We start from the raw sequence: 18533 nt of genomic DNA on the forward strand, positions 1-18533 counted from the left end.
GCAAGTCAGGCCAGCTGATCGATATCCACGTATCCAGTGTTTTGTTCTGCCATTCTACGATATTAACTAGATCGAGGACCTCAGTCTTTAGGTTTACCGTCGATATCACGCATCGGGTAAAGAGTCACTGCTAAGGAACAGGATAGCTCTGACAAATCTCGAATGATATCCGTTGGTATTGAATGCACGTACGACGACGTGTCCCAACAATCAAATCCAATGTTGAACTCCTTCAAGTAGCATTGTTCCAGTTCAACTCTTGCCTTGCTGCTGAGTTTTTGTAGGGCACTAAGGATCAGTCGAATATCCATCGCAGCAGTTCGATCCTCTGAATGTTCGTCATCCGGATAGGAGGATTCCACGATAGCGTGCCAATCGTTATCAGCAACCTGTGTATAGTGAAGCAGGGTACAAGATGCTTTAAGTTCGTCTATTGGGTATGTCATCAAAATCAAATGTGAACCAATATTTGAGTTTGTCGCCGTGGCTTGCCTCAATTGGTGGTAATGCGAACTCGACGTCCATCCTCTTGTTTGTAACGTTCATTGGTGTGCCCTTTACAGTTGCAGATTCAGAGCTGTGAGCGACAGTGAAGTGGCAAATCAGTTTCGTGTAACGGGTATCGAGCGGTCCGGAAAGTGTCCCCGTTGCACTCAACTCTAACTTCAAGAACGATGGCACACCTGAAACAATCGTCTTTGGCGGGATATGAACTGATCCGCCGCCGCTGAAGTTTCCACATCCGCAGATTGCGACGATGCAAAACAATACTGACAAACGAAATTTATTCATTGCATCGATCGGACGATAGAATCTATGTAAGTCCCACGCTTGAGCTGAAAGTCATTCGACCCGAAAGCGGCCGAGGTGTATGGATTTGGCAAGAAAGTTGAGTCGCACTCAAGCGTACAGCCTCGGAGCCATTGTCGTGCAAAAATGTTTCTACTCTGTTAGCCGGGTGTGGCGTCATCAAGGAAGTCTGGACTTCGTTCCCGTAGGTGACGCCGTAATTATACGGTGCTGGAACTGGCCTCTGTGGCTTGTGCATTAAAATTAACAAGTTTCTGCACAGAATTTTCTGCACAGAATTTTTGTTCGCCCGTAGCGTTTCCAATCTCTCGGGCATCCCGGCAAGATGAATAATAAAGGCCCGGAGTAAGTCTTGCTCAAATCGTTTATGGCACCAGCACCAGTTGAAGCGGCGGTCAAAATGTAGGGCAGATGAAGAGCGTGGCACAGAGAATTGGCATGGCGTTGAGTCTGGTCGCTCTCCAGCTCGTGGAAGCGAGCCAGGCGGTTCTCGTCAATGACGCCCCAGGATCCAACTGGCACTTCATCGAAGATATTCGGATATTGTGGGATGACCACACAATCCAGATCCAAGAATAGAGTCTGATTTGCAGATCGCGCTCGATTGCTTTTAGCTTCTTGGCAGGCGATTTCCAAAAGCTGCGGCATGCATGATGGATTAAAAAAGCGTGGTCGCGCCCGGGAATCGATCGTTGAGCCATTCTAACGGCACAGAATCATAATCAGCGTTTTAGATCTCTTACACAATTTCTTTACACAGTGGCGCTTGATCCAACGCGCCGCAGTACCTTGACCCTGGCATATTGTCGTGACGACTCGATTCATACAACGGAGCGAGCATTTAAGTTAGGCCATACGACTGCCTCGGCGATCGCTAAAAGGTATAACAAGAAGAAGTCTTGTTATTGCCAAGTTTCAGAGCTTGCGTTCGCTTTTTGGCTGAAGGGATGTCGGACCACACGATCTTTTATTTAAGTGTCGCACTGGAGGATGTTTAACGCAAAGCGTCGAAATACGGAACTAATTTTTGGTGCCGTTCCTGTGCAGATTCGGCTGCTGTCCTCTGCAAAAATTATATCCAGTAAATAAACTGCTGGCTGTACTCAATCGACCAGTGCCCACGAAGCCCACTGGCAAAATTTTGCACTCGAGTCGGGAACAAACTTATGAGGTTTGGCCCGGGTTCTGAGTGGCGAGGTATTCGCGGTCATGTTGCCTTCGAACAGAGCTCAATTTGTATTATGAACGGACGGAGATTGATCAGTACCGGTTGATTTAGCCAAGTACTATACAATCCGGTTATTACCGGATTGTGTTTTCCGGTAGTCACTAAAACCAATAAAGCGGGTGGTTCTGATGGACACTCGATTTCGCTTGCTCAGAACGCATGGATACCCAACAATTTGAGCGGGAAACTGCGGCAAAGCTTCGAAAGTTATTCTGCCCGTACTGAATTGGTTCGACGAGGGCGTCACGTCAAGAGGCTATTAAGATAAATCGCAGCACTTCTGGACGACAAACTTAAGTAGAGTTCTGAAACATTCGAGTAAACAAGACGCTTCGAAAAGTGTTGGCGAGCAACTATCGTGATATACTTGAAACTGGCTCAGTTCGTGGGACTGGCGTTGTGAGAAACCGATGAAGTGCTTCGCTTGATTATGGTAAATATTCGACGGTTCGGAATCTTCTTTCTTATGCTACTCGGCGTTGGGAGTGCCGCGTTTGGCGATGAACAAAAAGAGCTTTGGACAAGCTCGCGGCTGATAGGATCTCCCGAACCGCCGTTGCCGTACCGGTGGGAACGAATACACCCAGAACTAAACTTAAGTGGGGCCATATCGCTTAATCGTGTCCCAAATTCCAGTTGTTACTTGGTGTTGGAACAAAACGGAAAGATGTTCCATTTTGACGATACGGCCGCGACTGCAAAACAAATCCTCGTCGTGGATTTTAACAAAACTCTGCCGCCGAGTGCCGTCGAGCGGATAGAAAAGCCAGATGGTAGTCGCGACGGTTACGTTAACTTATTCAGTTGCGTGTTTGACCCTGAGTTCGAAACAAACCGATATGTCTATGTTTGCTTAATAAGCAGCAATGCTAGTGGAACAAAGACACACATTTCTCGCTTCCATGTCACAAGCACTTCAACACCCACAATCGATGCCTCATCGGAACTCAATATCTTGACATGCGACGGCGGAGGTCACAATGGTTGTACTCTCTTGTTTGGTCCAGACCACTACCTTTACATTTCAATCGGGGATCTTGGAGATGCTAACCCACCTGACGGAAGAAGCACGGGGCAAGACGTTTCCGATTTGTACGCATCCATTCTGAGAATCGATGTGCGAGACTCGAACGCTCAGCAACCCTACAAGATTCCTGAAGACAATCCGCTAACACGAGTGCCAGGCGCCGCGCCGGAGGTTTACGCCTTCGGACTTCGCAATCCTTTCCGTATGTGTTTTGCGCCCGAGAATGGCGAGCTGTGGGTTGGGGACGTTGGCTGGGAAGCTTGGGAGATGATTTATCGAATCAAACCAGGCGGTAACTATGGTTGGAGCGTCAAGGAAGGCAATGGCGACGCTAAGTCAGGTCTAATTGGCCCAACCCCGATTCTGCCTCCAGATATCGAATTGCCGCATTCAATCGCAGCTTCGATTACTGGTGGGAAGTTCTATGAAGGGCGTCGCTTGCCGGAGCTCAAGGGCTGCTATGTGTTTGGTGACTGGGTAACTCGCAAATTTTGGAGCGTCAAGCCGAACCAGTCTGCAAAGCTGGAACTCAAGGATGCAGCCGAAGGGGATGTGAAACCGATTTGCTTTGAAACGGACCATGAAGGCGAACTGCTTGTACTGGACTACAACGAAGGCAATCAACCGTCTGGCATTTATCGTCTGATCAGCAACCACGCAGATTCGCAAGGCAGCCAGGATTTCCCGCAGAAACTCTCCGAGACGGGCCTTTTCGTCGATGTGAGCGAGAACAAGCTGGCCCCAGGTGTTTACAGGTACGAAGTTCGCGAATCTATGTGGGTTGATGGTGCAACAGCCGAATATTTAGTCGCTGTGCCCAATGGCGAACCCGCCCTATTCTTTCAACAGCCAGTTGCCATGTTTAACTGGTATATGACCTCTGTAAAACTTCCTAAAGGTGGTGTGCTTGCAAAGACTTATTCGATACCGATCATCGAAGACTCTATCTCTCGTACAAAGCGAATCGAAACGCAAATTGCACTGAAGGACGAGAATGGTAACTTGCAACATTACACTTATGCGTGGAACGACGAGAACAGCGATGCGACACTCGTGGGAAAAGATGGCAGCAGTCGCCGGATAAGCACGCCAGATTCTGTTTCACCAGAAGGCCAACGCGAAATCCAATGGACCTTTGGTGCTCGGACGCAATGCAAAATTTGCCATACGCCGTGGGCAGGCGAGACGCTCGGCTTCATTGAAGCACAACTGCGCAGTCCGCTAGCGTCGAATGACTCTTGGCGAACATTGCTTGAGACTCACGTGATTGCACTTGAGCCAAGCCAGCCAGCCATTACCGATCAACGGTATCACGGCATAACTAGCAGTCATGACAGTTCTGCGTCGTTAAATGACCGAGCGCGCGCATATTTACATGCGAACTGTTCGCACTGCCATATTCGAGGTGGGAATGCCTCGACAAGCTTCGATCTCCGCTTCGAAAAGTCTCTGGCGCAAACAGAGGTAGTAGGTGAAGCCCCGATGCGCGGTGGCCTAGGTATCGACAAAGCGAAACTTGTATCTCCTGGGAATCCTACAGAGTCTGTCCTTTGGTTGCGGATGGCAAAAGCGGGAATGGGGCATATGCCGCAGATTGGTTCTGACGGCATTGACCACCGCGGGATTCAACTCATCAGTCAATGGATTTCCAGCCTGGACCAAGATCCTCAAACACGAGATCAGATTGATGTTCTAGGAGTACCGTCGGTCAGCGGCATTTCGGATGAACAGCGAATGGAGGCGGCGGCAGAGCTTTTGAAGACGCCGGCGGGCGCATTGAAAGTTGCACAAGCCTTAAATAACCGCGCGATTGTTCCTTGGTTGCGTTCTGCAGTCGTGCAATCTGCGATGCAGACGCCTGGGCCGATGCGTGAAGTAATCGAACCATTCGCTCCTGCTTCGTTGAAACTTAAGCGATTGGGGAATGACTTCGCAGCAAGCGACGTTTTGTCGATCAGTGGCGACAACGTTCGTGGAAGGGAGTTATTTCAACGCGGCGTTGGTAGCTGCTCGAGTTGTCATCAGATAGAAAGTATCGGCAAGCCGTTTGGCCCTGACTTGTCAAAGCTTTCCAATGCATCGTGGACTAAAGCCGACGTGTTGCAACAAATCATGGAACCTTCGCTGATCATTAACCCACAGTTCAAACCTCGAGTCGTTCTGACAAATGATGGCGATATTATTGTCGGTCAAGTTATCTCGGAAACGGAATCGCAGGTTGAATTGCTAGATGCGAACAGCAAAATTCAGACTATTGCACTTGAGGATATTGATGAACAAAAGGAAGCTGACCTATCGCTCATGCCAGAAAATTTGTTGAGCGGTTTGACGGCCCAGCAAGCGGCGGACTTGTTAGAGTATGTACTAAGCCTTCAAGACCCATCCGCTACGCCAGAGTAATCTCGGGAACAAAATGGTTAAGAAACGACGCAAAGCGCCAAACGCAGCCGACATACTGTTGGCAAGCATTGCACCGGTTCTAATATCAGGCATGATCCTTGGTCTTGTGTACTTCCTCGTATCAATTTTTTATCGAGGTGAATACTCGACCCGAATCCTGTATGTACTCACGCTGTACACCGGAGCCGCTGTACTCACCGCGCGGATATCGATCGAGCAGAATAGGACGTTGGGATTAGGCTATCTAGCGGCTTTGGGGTTGGCTGCGTTCATTGTAACATCGCGGTTCGTGGTGATTCGCGGGCCTGGAACTGAACTGGCGCCAATTATCAACATTGCACTACTGGGGCTGATAGCGTATCTGGCTGATCGGATCACCTTTGATTGTACATTCGTAGACGAACGCGCGAAAAGCTCAGGCGAGGGACTCTTGCAATCGCTAGGCTGGGTTCACTCGACGCGTCATGTACGTCAAGAAGCAACCACCGATCGCGAACAAATCGAAGCGGTGACCTCAGCTTCTAAAGCTGGGCACAATCCAGGCGTTTGGATTTTGTATTTCGCCGTGATTGCTTTGCCTATTTATGGCTTTGGTCAGGTTTTTATTCCGTCATATGACACCGCTGCGCGAAGTGCAGCGTTCGCGAGCTTGGTTGTTTACCTATTCTGTTCGCTTGCTTTGCTTGTGCTCGTCAGCTTGTTAGGTGTTCGGCGATATCTGCGCCAACGCAATATCGAGATGTCGAACTCGATGACTACTCAGTGGCTATCAATTGGGATTGCTGCCATCATTGGGTTGCTCGCTTTCGGATTGATTTTGCCCTTGAGCAGTCAATCGATTTTTCAGATGTCGCCGCCGATTACATTTTCCAGTCCCGATGACATGAAAAGCAGTCGATTAGGATGGGGTAAAGAAGGTGTTGAGCACGACGCAGGCCAAAGCAGTGGCCCAGCCAAAGACGACGTCGATGCGCCATCTTCCGACGCCTCAGGTGCAAAGAGCGAGGGCGGATCAAGTGGCGATAAGAAGTCTGGTAAGGCAGGCGAAAACTCGCAGGGGGGCGGAGACGACCAAAGTTCGCAGACCGAAGGCGAGCAAGCGAAGGCGAACTCCGCCAAGAGTCCGCCATCGCAAGCCAGCAAGGATGGTCAAAAGTCTGAGGATAGTTCGACCCAGTCTCCTGAACAGGGCGGCGGTGAGGGCAGCCAGAACGAGCAATCGCAACAAGCAAAAGAGCAACCGGTCGGTCAGCCAGATCAGTCCGCGGACCAGCAGGCATCACCGGACGAAAGCGAATCGAAGGAAAGCGATCAGCAATCACTTGAAGACCGCGGCGAATCGACTGAGCAAGATGCGACCGAACCGTCGCAGGCCGAAAAAAACGAGTCAAAGGAGTCTAACGGACAAAGGAATCAACAGCAGCAGCGGCAGCGGCAGCAGGCATCACCGCCTCCTCCGCCTCCGCCACAGTCGTCTTTTCAGACCAACTGGCTTTCAGTACTCAAGCTGCTCATTGTTATCGGCCTCGCGTGCTTAGTTGTGTTCTATGCGTTGACACATCGTGCCGAGGTTGCACGGTTATGGGAGGATTTTCGGAATTTCTTGGCCGCACTTTTTGGAGGCCGTCGATCTCCGGCGCAAGTCGTCAAGCAAGAACAGGCTGCGGCCGACCCGCCGCGGATTCGACATCGTTCTTTTCGTGATTTTAGCAATCCATTTAGCAACGGGCCGGTCAAATCGGTACGAGAGGCGACTCGCATAACGTTTCATGCTCTGGAGGCATGGGCCAGAGAGCATGCGGTTGAGCGGCAAGAGGGAGAAACGCCCACCGAATTTGTGTCCAGAGTATCTTCGGCTCTGCGGCTTCGCAATACAGAGCTGACGCGTTTCGCGGACGCTTACAATAAGTCCGCTTACTCGTCACAAACCTTGAATGCACAGCACCTCGATGACATGGAGCGGCTCTGGATGTTTATGCAGAGCCAGTAGTCGTTTGGTAATGTGATTCGCGGTCATTCCTTAGTAGCTGAGTTCGATACCAGCGTTCAAACCGTGGAAGAAGACGTTATCGTCCGATTGCACGTTGTTCGGACTGGTAAGCGACAGAGGAAAGTTTCGCTGGGAAGCAACGGTTGCTACACCTGGCAAGAACATGCCTTCATAACCACCGGTTAGCTCCAGTCGTTCTAGAATGCGATAGCGGATCCCTACGCCACCTTGGAACAGACCAGCCACGCTGGTGTCAGTTCGTTGGGCGTCGGCCAGGGTGTTGCCTCGATTGAACAGCAGTGTACGGTTCTTAGAGAAGTTTGCGAAAACGCCTACTTTACCCCAACCGCCGACAGCTAGCCTTTGGCTTACAGGCCGGTACATTGTGGCTCCGAACTGGGCACCAACCAGGAAGTTGTCGACATTGTTGAAATACTGGCCGAGACCTACGCCGTCCGAAGCAACCGAGTTGAAACCGAACTTTTCATCGTAATCAACGAATCGCAGGCCTAACAAAGTGCTGAACAAATCGCTTGAGAACCAGCGACGGTTGATTTCGTAAGTGCTGAGATTAGTTTCCAGTGCTTGCGAGTGAACATTGGAATTGAAGAATGTATCAAGATCAGCAAGTGCGAAGGGCGGCAATGCCGAGAATGTGCTATTCAATCCACCCGAGTTGTCAAATCGTGTTCGATTCCACTCGAAAGGCCCGGTATAAACAAACTCAACGCCGTTCACACAGTCGAACATTTCTCCAACTGTTACACGTCCACCGAACTCGAAATCGAAATCGGACAACTGACGCGCTCTTGAGAAGCTCAGCGACTGATCTTCTTCTTGTTTCCAGTACAGCACTTCCGCATCGGCATAGTAGACGCGGCAGTCTTCCGGCGTGCATGCCGTAAACGCTCCGCCCTGAAACGCCGCGGGAGACATCGGATAAACGCCACCAGGATTTCCCATCGACGGATAGTACGCGTTGTCAATCATTGGATCGCCGATAACGATTGGATCGGTCGAATAGATGGGCTCCGGTCCAACAATGAATGGTTGCGAAGAAACAAACGTTTCTCCATGACCAGCACTGTTTAGTGATTCACCTGCTCCTGACACGACAGCAGAACCAGCGGTCGGCGAGCTGAGATGCTGCGTTGCAATCACCTCCGACCGGCGTCCACTTCCGTTATTCGCCCAACTGTTAGCGGCTGAACTGCTTGCGGACAGGTTAATCCTTGCCGCTTCATCGCTTTGTGCATGCGCGAGGCCTTGAGTCATGAAGCTCAATTCAATAGCAGGAGCAACATTGCCGGCAGTTGTCGGAATCGCTAGCCCACCAGCCCGTGGATCAACGTTCATGCTGGAAGAACCTGCATGAATCCGGATGGGCATTGATTCCCCCTGCTGAGCAAAACTCGAAGTTGCTCCCAAGCTGAGCAATGAGACGCCAGCCGTAGCAACTGCCATTTGGCCCGTCACGCCGGATCGCATTTTCGCGACTAGTTCTCTAATTGTGTTTCGAAGATTGATTCGCATAGTTGAAACCCTAGTGCTAAGCATCTTGCGGGTGGGTGTTGACAAAACTTTTATCATGATACTCGGATGCCCACGAGGAGCGGCAAATGGCTACGTTACTTCCTTCGACCAACCGACACTCGATCTTCGACTGGAACTAGAAACATTTTACGAACTAGAGAAACTATTTCGCGTGCTTCAGACTCGCTGGCAGTTTTACCGAGCACTATCAAAGTATCGTTTTCTGCCGTTCGAATTTGGATTTCACTTCTCGGGTACAGTTCACTAATCGTGTTCATCAAACTGCTCATCTTTTCGGTGTTAGCAGTCTGACTTACGCGTCTGTCTGATCTAGTTTCGGACGTGATTGTTTGGCGATCGCCATCGACATATAAGATGTCAATATGCGTTGCGCCAGGGTCGACACCCATGACTGTTAGCGAAGTACCGTCGACAACGAAGGCCTTGCATACTGTTTCATCGCGAACAATAACAGACGCTATGGCTCGAGTAAACTTCTGAGTGATTACATCGCGCGGCGCGACCACAAAGTTTGGTTTCCCACTCAATTTTTCTGGTTTTTGGTCCAGAACCAAGTGTTGTGCAGGAGTAGCGGTCGTCGCCAATGGGGTCTCATCGATAAGAAACGCCGGGCTAAGTGACGGCACGATTGTCGTTTGAGTCGAAAGCGAGGGGGCTTGGTCGGAAATGAACGAAGGTGAAGGAGCGGCGCTTACCGTGGCTTGCGGAAGTTCGTACTGCTGAGAGACAAGCTGTGCGGACTTCGAAGGTTGGGGTTCGCGCGGTACAACCAAGGTAGGTTGATGTTCGACAGTTGGAAGCGGTGTCATTCGCCCTACTTCAAGCCTTGGTTGGCTAAGAGGCGTCTCGGTTTGCACGGACGATTCTAACGCCGGTGCTATAGCTTTTTGACGGTCGTAAACCTGCATCGCGGGCATCCGGACAATCTCCGGCATCTTCTCTTGCTCAACCACTTGCTGTGTAAGTGCGTTGTCCTGAGGCATCGCGGATGATGCTAGCTCAGTCGGTGGCAAGGGCGGGACAGCGACAGTCGCAGCCACGCCGTTGACAGGAGGCGGTGCGATAAACGTCGGTGGATTTTGCGGCGGCGCAACATACGTTGCTACCGAAGGATCAGGTAACGACAGAGCCGGAGCCGAGTAGCTTGTATTCGCAGCAGGAGTTGGAATCGCTGGCGGAGTACTGATGGCCGCCGGATTTTTAACCTCATTTATTCGAATGAGCACTTTGCCGTCTGCGTCTGAGGCGCCCGTCGCTGGCTGTTCTTTTCGATCGCTAACTGTGCCAATGTTTTGTGATGAACGGTTGATTGGTGCCACGCTGCCGACCATCGTGGGCATGGTGTAGGTCGGAATCTCTGGTGATACAGGTTTAGCCGAGTTTGTCGTGGCGTTCGGCTTGGTAGCGGGCGGGAGAAAACGAACGCCCACCGACTCAAGCACTGGAATCCCAGAAGACTCTTTGACTATGGGCGGTAACGCGGCGCTGGTTGTTGTCGCACTTTCCGCAGCGTGGCATGGGACGTGGTAAAAACCTGCCACGACGCAAGCAAATGCGATGCGCAGGCGACGCTGCCGCGCCTTGGTTGATGGCTGTTTATTTCGATTGGTTTTTACTGTCATGCTTGACACTCCGAACGATCTGCCGCCAACCTTAACATCTAGTTGCAGTGACGCGTTCATATTTGAGGTTTAGCGACCATTTCTACGCGAGGTACGCTATTTCGGTATCGACTTCGGAGCGTGGCAAAGTTTAACGATTTTGCCTGCCGTAACCTTTATGCCGATTTTTTGATCGAGACCTAGAATGTTTGAGTTCGGAAATTCCCCTATGTGCGGCTATTAAATGGTCGATTCTGGCCGTTGAGATACTGAACAACTGCGCATGTCCTTGGTAAGACTTAGCGAATAGGCGCTCAAATCAGGATCGCGATTTTCTCAGTCGTTCGTTTCGCCCAAAAATGAAGATTCATGATTGACTGGTGGAGGCGAATTGCTATCATTCGAAGCCATGCAAACGCAACATATTGTTGTATTGCACTCGCAAGACACAACTGGTAGACGTAAGATAGATTTCTTTATGCCACGGTTGTTTTTGTAAAATGGCGCAGAAATCGCGTCCGCCTGTGACCAAACGTGTCATTCGCAACGCTTAATCTGAGTGTCCGGTAGCGTAATTCATTAGCAAGGAAAGCCAGAAATGAACGCTTGAACACCTCGCCGTTCGTCTGGTAATCGAACTTTTCCGATAGTTCTTTCAGGAGTCTTCCAAATATGGCAACGGTCGAAATGGGACGTGAGCGTCGTGTGCGAAGCGTCAGTACTAAGGAGTTTCGCGGCGAGCGTGCCGGACTCAAAATCGAAGCTCGGTTCTGCCCAGAAAACGTAGCAGATCCATTCGACACCGTGCAGTGGGAACTGCGGAGTGCGACGATCAAGGATGAGAGCGGCCAAGCCCTTTTCGAACAGACCGATTGCGAGATTCCTGCTAACTGGTCCCAACTGGCCACTAACGTTGTCGTTAGTAAGTACTTTTACGGCGATCCGAAGAAGAAGGAAGAGCGAGAGCGCAGTGTTCGCCAACTAATCCACCGTGTAACACGGACCATTGCCGACTGGGGGATTGCGGACGGCTATTTTGATACGGCAGAAGATGGCGAACGATTTTATCGCGACTTGACTTGGCTGTGCCTGCACCAATGCGGTGCGTTCAACTCGCCTGTTTGGTTCAACGTTGGTCTCTTCAACCAATACGGTGTTGAGGGAGCCAAATGCAACTGGCATTACAACGTTGCTAGTGGGCAAGTCGAACAACCTGAGAACTGCTATGAGTATCCGCAAGGGTCTGCGTGCTTTATCCAGAGCGTTGATGACAACATGGAAGACATCATGCGTCTGGCCACCAGCGAAGCGATGTTGTTCAAGTTTGGCTCTGGTACCGGAACTGATTTGTCGACTATTCGATCTAGCCACGAGAAGTTAAGCGGCGGTGGGAAGCCAAGCGGTCCGCTCTCGTTCATGCGTGTGTATGACCAGATCGCCGCCGTGGTCAAGTCAGGCGGAAAGACGCGACGAGCTGCCAAGATGCAGTCGTTGAAAGTATGGCATCCGGACATCATGGACTTTATCGAGTGCAAATGGAAGGAAGAGCAAAAGGCTCATGCATTGATCCGCGAGGGTTATGAAGCGAACTTTAACGGTGAAGCTTATTCATCGGTTATGTTCCAGAACGCCAATCTCTCGGTCCGCGTTTCCGACGAATTCATGAACGCAGTTGCCAAGAAACAACCGTGGAAGACGCGTTGGGTCAGCGGCAAGAGCAACAACGATGCGCCAACTTTTGAAGCGACCGCTATTTTGGAACGAATGGCTGATTGCGCGTGGCACTGTGGAGATCCGGGTGTTCAGTACGACACGACGATCAACGCTTGGCATACATGCCCTAACAGTGGTCGTATCAACGCAAGCAATCCTTGTAGCGAATACATGTTCTTGGACAACACAGCGTGCAATCTATCCTCGATCAATTTGATGAAGTTCCGTCGCGCTGATGCGAGTTTTGATGTTGATGGTTTCGTAGCTGCCTCACGATTGTTCTTTATCGCACAAGAAATCTTGGTAGATCATGCGAGCTATCCGACCGAACGCATTGCCCATAACAGCCACTTGTTCCGTCCATTGGGCCTAGGTTATTCGAACCTGGGTTCGCTGGTAATGAACAGCGGGCTTCCTTACGATTCGGATGCCGCTCGTGGCATGTGTGGTTCGCTCACAGCATTGCTGCACGGTACTGCGAACCTGACCAGTGCGGAGATCGCAGCGGTTGTTGGCCCGTTTGCCGAGTATGAACTCAACGCCGAGCCGATGTTGCAGGTGATGCAGAAGCATCGTAATGCTGTCGAGCATATCAATACTGCCGGACCGGACTACTTACAAAATGCTGCTCGCGAGCTTTGGGACAAGGTCTTGGAGAGCGGTAAGAAGCATGGTTTCCGCAACGCTCAAGCCACGGTGCTCGCTCCGACTGGCACCATTAGCTTTATGATGGATTGCGATACGACGGGAATTGAGCCAGATATTGCTTTGGTCAAGTACAAGCAGTTGGCTGGTGGCGGCATGCTGAAGATTATCAATCGTTCCGTGTCTGATGGCCTACGTAATCTTGGCTATGATGAAGCTACGGTTGAAGCGATCAAAGATTATGTCAACGAGCATGACACGATCGAGGGAGCACCAAACCTAGACGATGCGCATTTACCCGTTTTCGATTGTGCGTTCAAACCGGCCAAGGGGACCCGCAGCATTGGGTGGCGTGCTCACGTGCAAATGATGGCTGCCGCTCAACCATTTTTGTCGGGTGCAATCAGTAAGACGGTCAATATGCCGAACGATGTCACGCCAAAAGACATTGCCGATGCATATTTCTGGGGTTGGGAGCTAGGCCTGAAGGCGATCGCAATTTACCGCGACGGTTCGAAGCAATCGCAGCCGTTGTCGACCAAGAGCGAAGCACAAAAAGAGAAAGACAAGGAGAAGTCGATCGAGAAGATTGTGTACCAACCGCGTCGCGAACGTCTGTTGGACACTCGTAATTCGGTAACTCACAAATTCAACATTGCTGGTCATGAGGGCTACTTGAATGTCGGCCTCTATCCAGACGGACGACCAGGTGAGTTGTTCATTACGATGGCCAAGGAAGGAAGCACGATCGGCGGTCTGATGGACAGCTTTGGCACCGCAACCTCCTTAGCATTGCAGTACGGTGTACCTTTGGAAGTGTTAGTGAACAAGTTCAGCCACACTCGTTTTGAGCCGATGGGCTACACGACGAATCCCGAGATTCGTATTGCGAAGAGTGTAATTGACTACATTTTCCGTTGGATGGGACTTACGTTCCTTGGTAATGACCATGAGCATCGTTCCGGTGCTGTGGAATCGACCACGCCTAGCTCGACTCCGTCTGGCAAACTGTCTAGCACGAAAGTAGACGGAAACGGCGCTGCGGCAGTTGCAGGCAAGTCCAGCACGGATGTCTTCACGCAGGCTCGATTTCAGGGATTGAATGGCAGCTCTGATTCGCTCAAAGTCGCTTCGCAGCCAACAACCTCGGGGCCATCGAACGTCCGCGACACTCAGTTTGCGAAGTTCCAAAGTGACGCACCTAGCTGCGATAATTGCGGCTCCATTACAGTTCGAAATGGAAATTGCTACTTGTGCCACAACTGCGGTAACTCCTTGGGCTGCTCATAAAAAACCTTGAGCAACGATGGCGACTTGGTCGCTGATTGATTTGTAACGGCAGCACGCGAGTGCTGCCGTTTTTTTTGCCCGCCGATCTCCAGTAAGAAATGCTGTTAAGCCCACTTAACCTGCAGCCCAGCTTTGCAACAATGAAAGCTACGGATGCAGTGCGCATTCCGGAGCTTCGGCGATATTGCTTTGCCGCGGTTAAGCGCAAGGCCCCCTGCCTCAGCAACGTTGAAACGCAAGCTCCCCAGTGCGTTCTGCCCTTTTTGATACTTAATCGTTGTACGGTGAAATATGATTCGCGTCGGTATTGTTGGAGTAACAGGTTATACTGCGATCGAGTCGATACGTTGGTTGCTACAACACCCGCAGGTGCAGATTACCACTGCCACCAGCCGCCAGGGGGATGGTTGTAATATTGTCGAAGTCCATCCCGAACTGGAAGATCGCTTGGATGTCACGGTAGCAGATCTCAAGCCCAGTCAGATCGCATCGAATTGTGACGTCGCATTCTGCTGCTTGCCCCATGGCGCATCGGCGAACTACGTGATGGAGTTGCTAGCAGCTGGTTGTAAAGTGATCGACCTGAGTGCAGACTATCGATTGAACGATGCTGCCTTGTACGCAAAGTGGTACGGCGAAATTCACCCCGATCCACATCGCTTGCTCAATACTCCTTATGGTTTGCCTGAACTTTTCGGCGACCAACTCAAGGGCGCAAACCTGATCGCCAATCCTGGATGTTATCCGACCAGCGCCATCTTGCCACTATCGCCGTTGCTGCAGCAAGGGTTGATTGAATCAGAAAACATTATTGTCGATAGCAAGAGCGGCGTCAGCGGCGCGGGAAGGACTCCCAAACTTGGGAATTTGTATGTTGAATGCAACGAGAGCATTTCTGCTTATTCAGTGGGCTCGCATCGCCATCAACCTGAAATAATCAACATTGTACAACGTTACAGCGGCGCAGCGCCTAACATCATTTTCACACCGCATTTGATGCCGATGGAGCGAGGCATTTTGTCGACTATTTATGTGAAACCCAAAACGGGCGTTACAGCAAATCAAATCCGCGAATGTTTGTGTACTAAGTATCGCGACGAACCATTTGTTAGGATCGTCGGACATTTGCCAGCGACTCGCTTCGTGACTCGTACGAATTTCTGCGACATTTCAGTTCGCGAAAACGATGGATGGATCATCCTGATTTCTGCCATAGACAATTTGGTTAAAGGCGCCGCTGGAGCTGCTGTTCAGAACATGAACTGTATGTTCGGCATCGATCAAAGGCTCGGCTTGCTGCCAATCTCAAACGCAGGTTGACCACCACAGTTGGCATGGATTTCGCTTGTTCGTGCGTTGTTTCGATGTTCAACAACGACGTCAAGGAGATCCATAATGAAAATTGACCTATCAAACCGCGTGGTCGTGATTACCGGAGGCAGTGAAGGTATTGGGGCCGGCATTTCAAAGATGGCTGCCGCATGCGGCGCGAAGGTCGCAATAGTCGCCCGGGATGAAACTGAGATGCAGAACGCCGTTGCCGCGATCAAGGCTGAAGGTGGTGAAGCGATGTACGCTGCCGCCGATGTGACGGATAGCGATGAAGTTGCGTCTGCCTTCAAAGACATCGTAAAGAAGTACGGTCGAATCGATGGCATCGTCGCAAACGCTGGCACAAATGGCACTTGGACTCCGATCGACGAAATGTCTCCGGAGGAATGGCGAAAGACGATTGATGTGAATCTGACCGGAACATACCTAACGATTCATCACGGTGTTCCATACTTACGGAAACAGGACGGCGGTAGCATCGTCATTATGTCGTCGATTAATGGCACGCGAACTTTCAGTAATGAAGGGGCTTCGGCATATGCAGCCAGCAAAGCTGGACAGTACGCGCTCACAAAGATGCTGGCGCTAGAGCTTGCGCCATCCAAAATTCGCGTCAATGTCATCTGTCCCGGGGCGATTGAATCGAACATTCACGACAAGACGAAACGCGAAAACTTAGAAAAGATCGAAACGCCGGTCGAATATCCCGAGGGCAACATACCGCTCACTCAAGGTGATTTCGGCAAACCAGAAGACGTCGCAAGCATGACGGTGTTTTTGCTCTGTGACCTTAGCCGACATATCACCGGCACGCCCGTCTGGATAGACGGTGGACAATCATTGCTCGTATGATCGACGGAATGTCGGCAATATGAAGCACTTGCTCGTGTCCAGTTTCAGGCTATAGGCTTCCGCCACTGTTGTGGTGGCGCGGACGCTTCGTTGGGTATGAGCGCGATTAGCATCAGGAACAGTCCGACTACAATATGGTTCTCGTGCGGAGGAGTCGGTGGAATGGTATAAAATCGTCCCCACACAACCAAGCCAATCGCTACGAGCAAGTTCAGTACGTGAGCGTATCGAGTTGGCCTCCAGTAGGCCAATCCAGACAACAGGCAAATAATGAATGCAGTGCCCAGGTCTCCCCAGAGGACTACGGCATCAGCCTGAGCACCAAAGATAAAAGGGCTCGCTGCCAGCCAAACGGCGGTGCAAATCTCTAATATTCTTCCCCACATTATGTTGCCTCGCGCGCAAGCATTGATTCTGCCGCTTCGTCTAATTCGTCGCTGCGGAAGCCGCATACTGCGTTCCAGAGCAAGCGTTTGCTCCTGTGGCGTTTCCATACCACGTAGAGATATGTTAGCGAGACGCGAACTTCATCCCATGCCCAGTAGACAAGGATCAGTGAGATAGCGGCTGTCACCAAGCATAGAAAACACCAAGAGCCCAAAACAAACGTTTGGATTAGAACCAAGATGACGCTCACTATGCCGAGCGGAATCACGTCGATCCCGAAAAGGATGACCAGCCAAGGTCGGTACTGCCACCGCCGTGTTGAGCCAGCGAATCCCAAAATTGCGTCGCCCATATATGCGATAACGCCGAGTGCTGCGTCGTGGATCCCAAGGATTCCATACATCTTCTTGGCGGCATCCGATTTTAAGACTTGATTGCTTTGGTTGCCAAAAATCGGATCGTAGGCACTTTCGATGAAGCCCCATTGAAAAAGCGCGAGGTGAACGGAGATCAACGCTGCGACGAAGGCCATCAGGCAAATGGGAATACGTTGGTTCCATCCAGATGGATTGTATGAATAAGGCGGGACAGGTGCGTCTAAGTTATGAACAGCAAGTACAGATTTCGACATCACTTGAGTCCGTTCTTTTGATACCAAGTTTTTGGATCCGATTTGAGCGTTTCAATCATTTTCGGCAGAGTATTTTCTAAGCTGTGCTGCGGCTGCCAGCCGAGAATCTCTTTCGCGCGAGATATATCGAGTGCGTAATGGTCGTCGGCCATCTCAACCATGAACAGCTTAATGAAGGCCTCGCCTCCCTGAAGCATGTCGGTTACGGCCGCCCCAACTTTGGCTACCGAGCTTGGGATAGGCAATGTTGACCACTCCTTGCCATGCAGTTGTTCTCCAATCTGTTTCTGTAGTGTTTCATACGACGGCGGGTCTTGCTCTCCTATGAGGATAGCCGTCTTGGGCGCAATCTCATGTCGCCGTTCTACAGTCCGAATAATTGCGTCTGCAGCGTCATCAAGATGGACAGCAGATTGCCCCGCCCGCGAATCGCCTGGGAAAAAATGGCCTTGAAACTGCTTCTCATAGATGCGTTTAATCTGCTGAACGATCGTCGGCTGGCTGCCGAAATCTGTGTAAACGCCGGCAATTCGAAGAAAGACGCTTCGAACTTTCGGGTGACCGTCACGAATTAGTCGCTCAGTATCAATCTTGCTTTGTGGGTAAGGCCATTTCGCTTCCAGCGGGTCATCCTCGCGAATGTATTCGCCGACCTTGCACGGAGCATGAACGAGCATAGTACTGGTGAACAAAAACTGCTCGCACTCAAAGTCCTCTAGTTCGTTGAGCAGACGATCGGTTCCGTTGATAGTAACCTTTTCATAGAGCTCGCTATCTTCTCCGGAGAAGTCATAGAATGCTGCCATATGAACGACGCTCGCAATTTTGCCATTCGTTAGCCGATGCACCTTGCCCATTGCCGCTTGGACGGACGAAGAATCAGTAATGTCACATTCGATATCCCGTACGAACTCTAGTGCTTTTGGAGGTTCTGGCAGACCGACGCGGTCAAACCCGTATACCTGATAACCGCAATCGGTCAAACGTGAGCAGACTGGATGCCCTAGCATTCCAGAACTACCTGTTACAATTACGGCTGGTCGTTGGGCAGTCATAGGTTTTCCATGTTGATT

General features: G+C 50.9%; 13 protein-coding genes. 6 read left to right on the forward strand and 7 right to left on the reverse strand.

What is annotated here, in order from left to right:
• Positions 1 to 80 precede the first annotated feature (80 nt).
• Together SH451x_RS03875 and SH451x_RS03880 are read right to left on the reverse strand one after the other, a co-directional pair.
• Entirely contained in the window at positions 81 to 446 is a 366-nt protein-coding gene (locus tag SH451x_RS03875) for a hypothetical protein (protein ID WP_479361098.1), read from the reverse strand.
• Positions 421 to 792, reverse strand: a complete 372-nt coding sequence (locus tag SH451x_RS03880) for a hypothetical protein (RefSeq protein WP_479361099.1) — start codon at positions 790 to 792, stop codon at positions 421 to 423. Before SH451x_RS03880 ends, SH451x_RS03875 begins: the two co-directional genes overlap by 26 nt.
• Before the next feature lie 438 nt (positions 793 to 1230).
• On the opposite strand from SH451x_RS03880, the gene SH451x_RS03885 reads away from it, so the two are divergent.
• The 3 genes from SH451x_RS03885 (at position 1231) to SH451x_RS03895 (ending at position 7455) form a co-directional block, all read left to right on the forward strand.
• Complete coding sequence (locus SH451x_RS03885) at positions 1231 to 1389, forward strand: hypothetical protein (RefSeq protein WP_479361100.1); 159 nt, start codon at positions 1231 to 1233, stop codon at positions 1387 to 1389.
• Between the two features lie 1115 nt (positions 1390 to 2504).
• Complete coding sequence (locus SH451x_RS03890; protein WP_479361101.1) at positions 2505 to 5465, forward strand: PQQ-dependent sugar dehydrogenase; 2961 nt, start codon at positions 2505 to 2507, stop codon at positions 5463 to 5465.
• A gap of 13 nt (positions 5466 to 5478) precedes the next feature.
• Positions 5479 to 7455 (forward strand): DUF4129 domain-containing protein, encoded by a 1977-nt coding sequence (locus tag SH451x_RS03895; protein WP_479361103.1) that lies wholly within the window; start codon positions 5479 to 5481, stop codon positions 7453 to 7455.
• A gap of 30 nt (positions 7456 to 7485) precedes the next feature.
• Here SH451x_RS03895 and SH451x_RS03900 read toward each other — a convergent pair whose 3' ends face one another.
• Both SH451x_RS03900 and SH451x_RS03905 read right to left on the reverse strand, forming a co-directional pair.
• Entirely contained in the window at positions 7486 to 8988 is a 1503-nt protein-coding gene (locus SH451x_RS03900; protein WP_479361104.1) for a hypothetical protein, read from the reverse strand.
• Positions 8989 to 9083: 95 nt separating this feature from the next.
• Positions 9084 to 10631 carry a hypothetical protein gene (locus SH451x_RS03905; protein WP_479361105.1) on the reverse strand — a complete coding sequence of 516 codons (1548 nt, stop codon included), beginning with the start codon at positions 10629 to 10631 and terminating at the stop codon, positions 9084 to 9086.
• 651 nt (positions 10632 to 11282) lie between these two features.
• On the opposite strand from SH451x_RS03905, the gene SH451x_RS03910 reads away from it, so the two are divergent.
• The 3 genes from SH451x_RS03910 (at position 11283) to SH451x_RS03920 (ending at position 16442) form a co-directional block, all read left to right on the forward strand.
• Positions 11283 to 14258, forward strand: a complete 2976-nt coding sequence (locus SH451x_RS03910; RefSeq protein ID WP_479361107.1) for a vitamin B12-dependent ribonucleotide reductase — start codon at positions 11283 to 11285, stop codon at positions 14256 to 14258.
• A 291-nt stretch (positions 14259 to 14549) separates the two neighbouring features.
• Entirely contained in the window at positions 14550 to 15578 is a 1029-nt protein-coding gene (argC, locus tag SH451x_RS03915; protein WP_479361108.1) for an N-acetyl-gamma-glutamyl-phosphate reductase, read from the forward strand.
• Positions 15579 to 15653: 75 nt separating this feature from the next.
• Positions 15654 to 16442 (forward strand): SDR family oxidoreductase, encoded by a 789-nt coding sequence (locus SH451x_RS03920; RefSeq protein ID WP_479361109.1) that lies wholly within the window; start codon positions 15654 to 15656, stop codon positions 16440 to 16442.
• Between the two features lie 44 nt (positions 16443 to 16486).
• Here the strand turns inward: SH451x_RS03920 and SH451x_RS03925 are convergent, their stop codons facing one another.
• The 3 genes from SH451x_RS03925 to SH451x_RS03935 are packed head-to-tail and all read right to left on the reverse strand — an operon-like array spanning position 16487 to position 18515.
• Positions 16487 to 16828 (reverse strand): SPW repeat domain-containing protein, encoded by a 342-nt coding sequence (locus tag SH451x_RS03925; protein WP_479361110.1) that lies wholly within the window; start codon positions 16826 to 16828, stop codon positions 16487 to 16489.
• The gene (locus SH451x_RS03930; RefSeq protein ID WP_479361111.1) at positions 16828 to 17460 is read right to left on the reverse strand and encodes a vitamin K epoxide reductase family protein; all 633 of its coding nucleotides are present in this window, start codon (positions 17458 to 17460) and stop codon (positions 16828 to 16830) included. The genes SH451x_RS03925 and SH451x_RS03930 overlap by 1 nt, the downstream gene beginning before the upstream one ends.
• Complete coding sequence (locus tag SH451x_RS03935) at positions 17460 to 18515, reverse strand: NAD-dependent epimerase/dehydratase family protein (protein ID WP_479361113.1); 1056 nt, start codon at positions 18513 to 18515, stop codon at positions 17460 to 17462. The genes SH451x_RS03930 and SH451x_RS03935 overlap by 1 nt, the downstream gene beginning before the upstream one ends.
• Between the last annotated feature and the right edge of the window lie 18 nt (positions 18516 to 18533).

It is taken from the genome of Njordella aestuarii, from assembly GCF_056494165.1.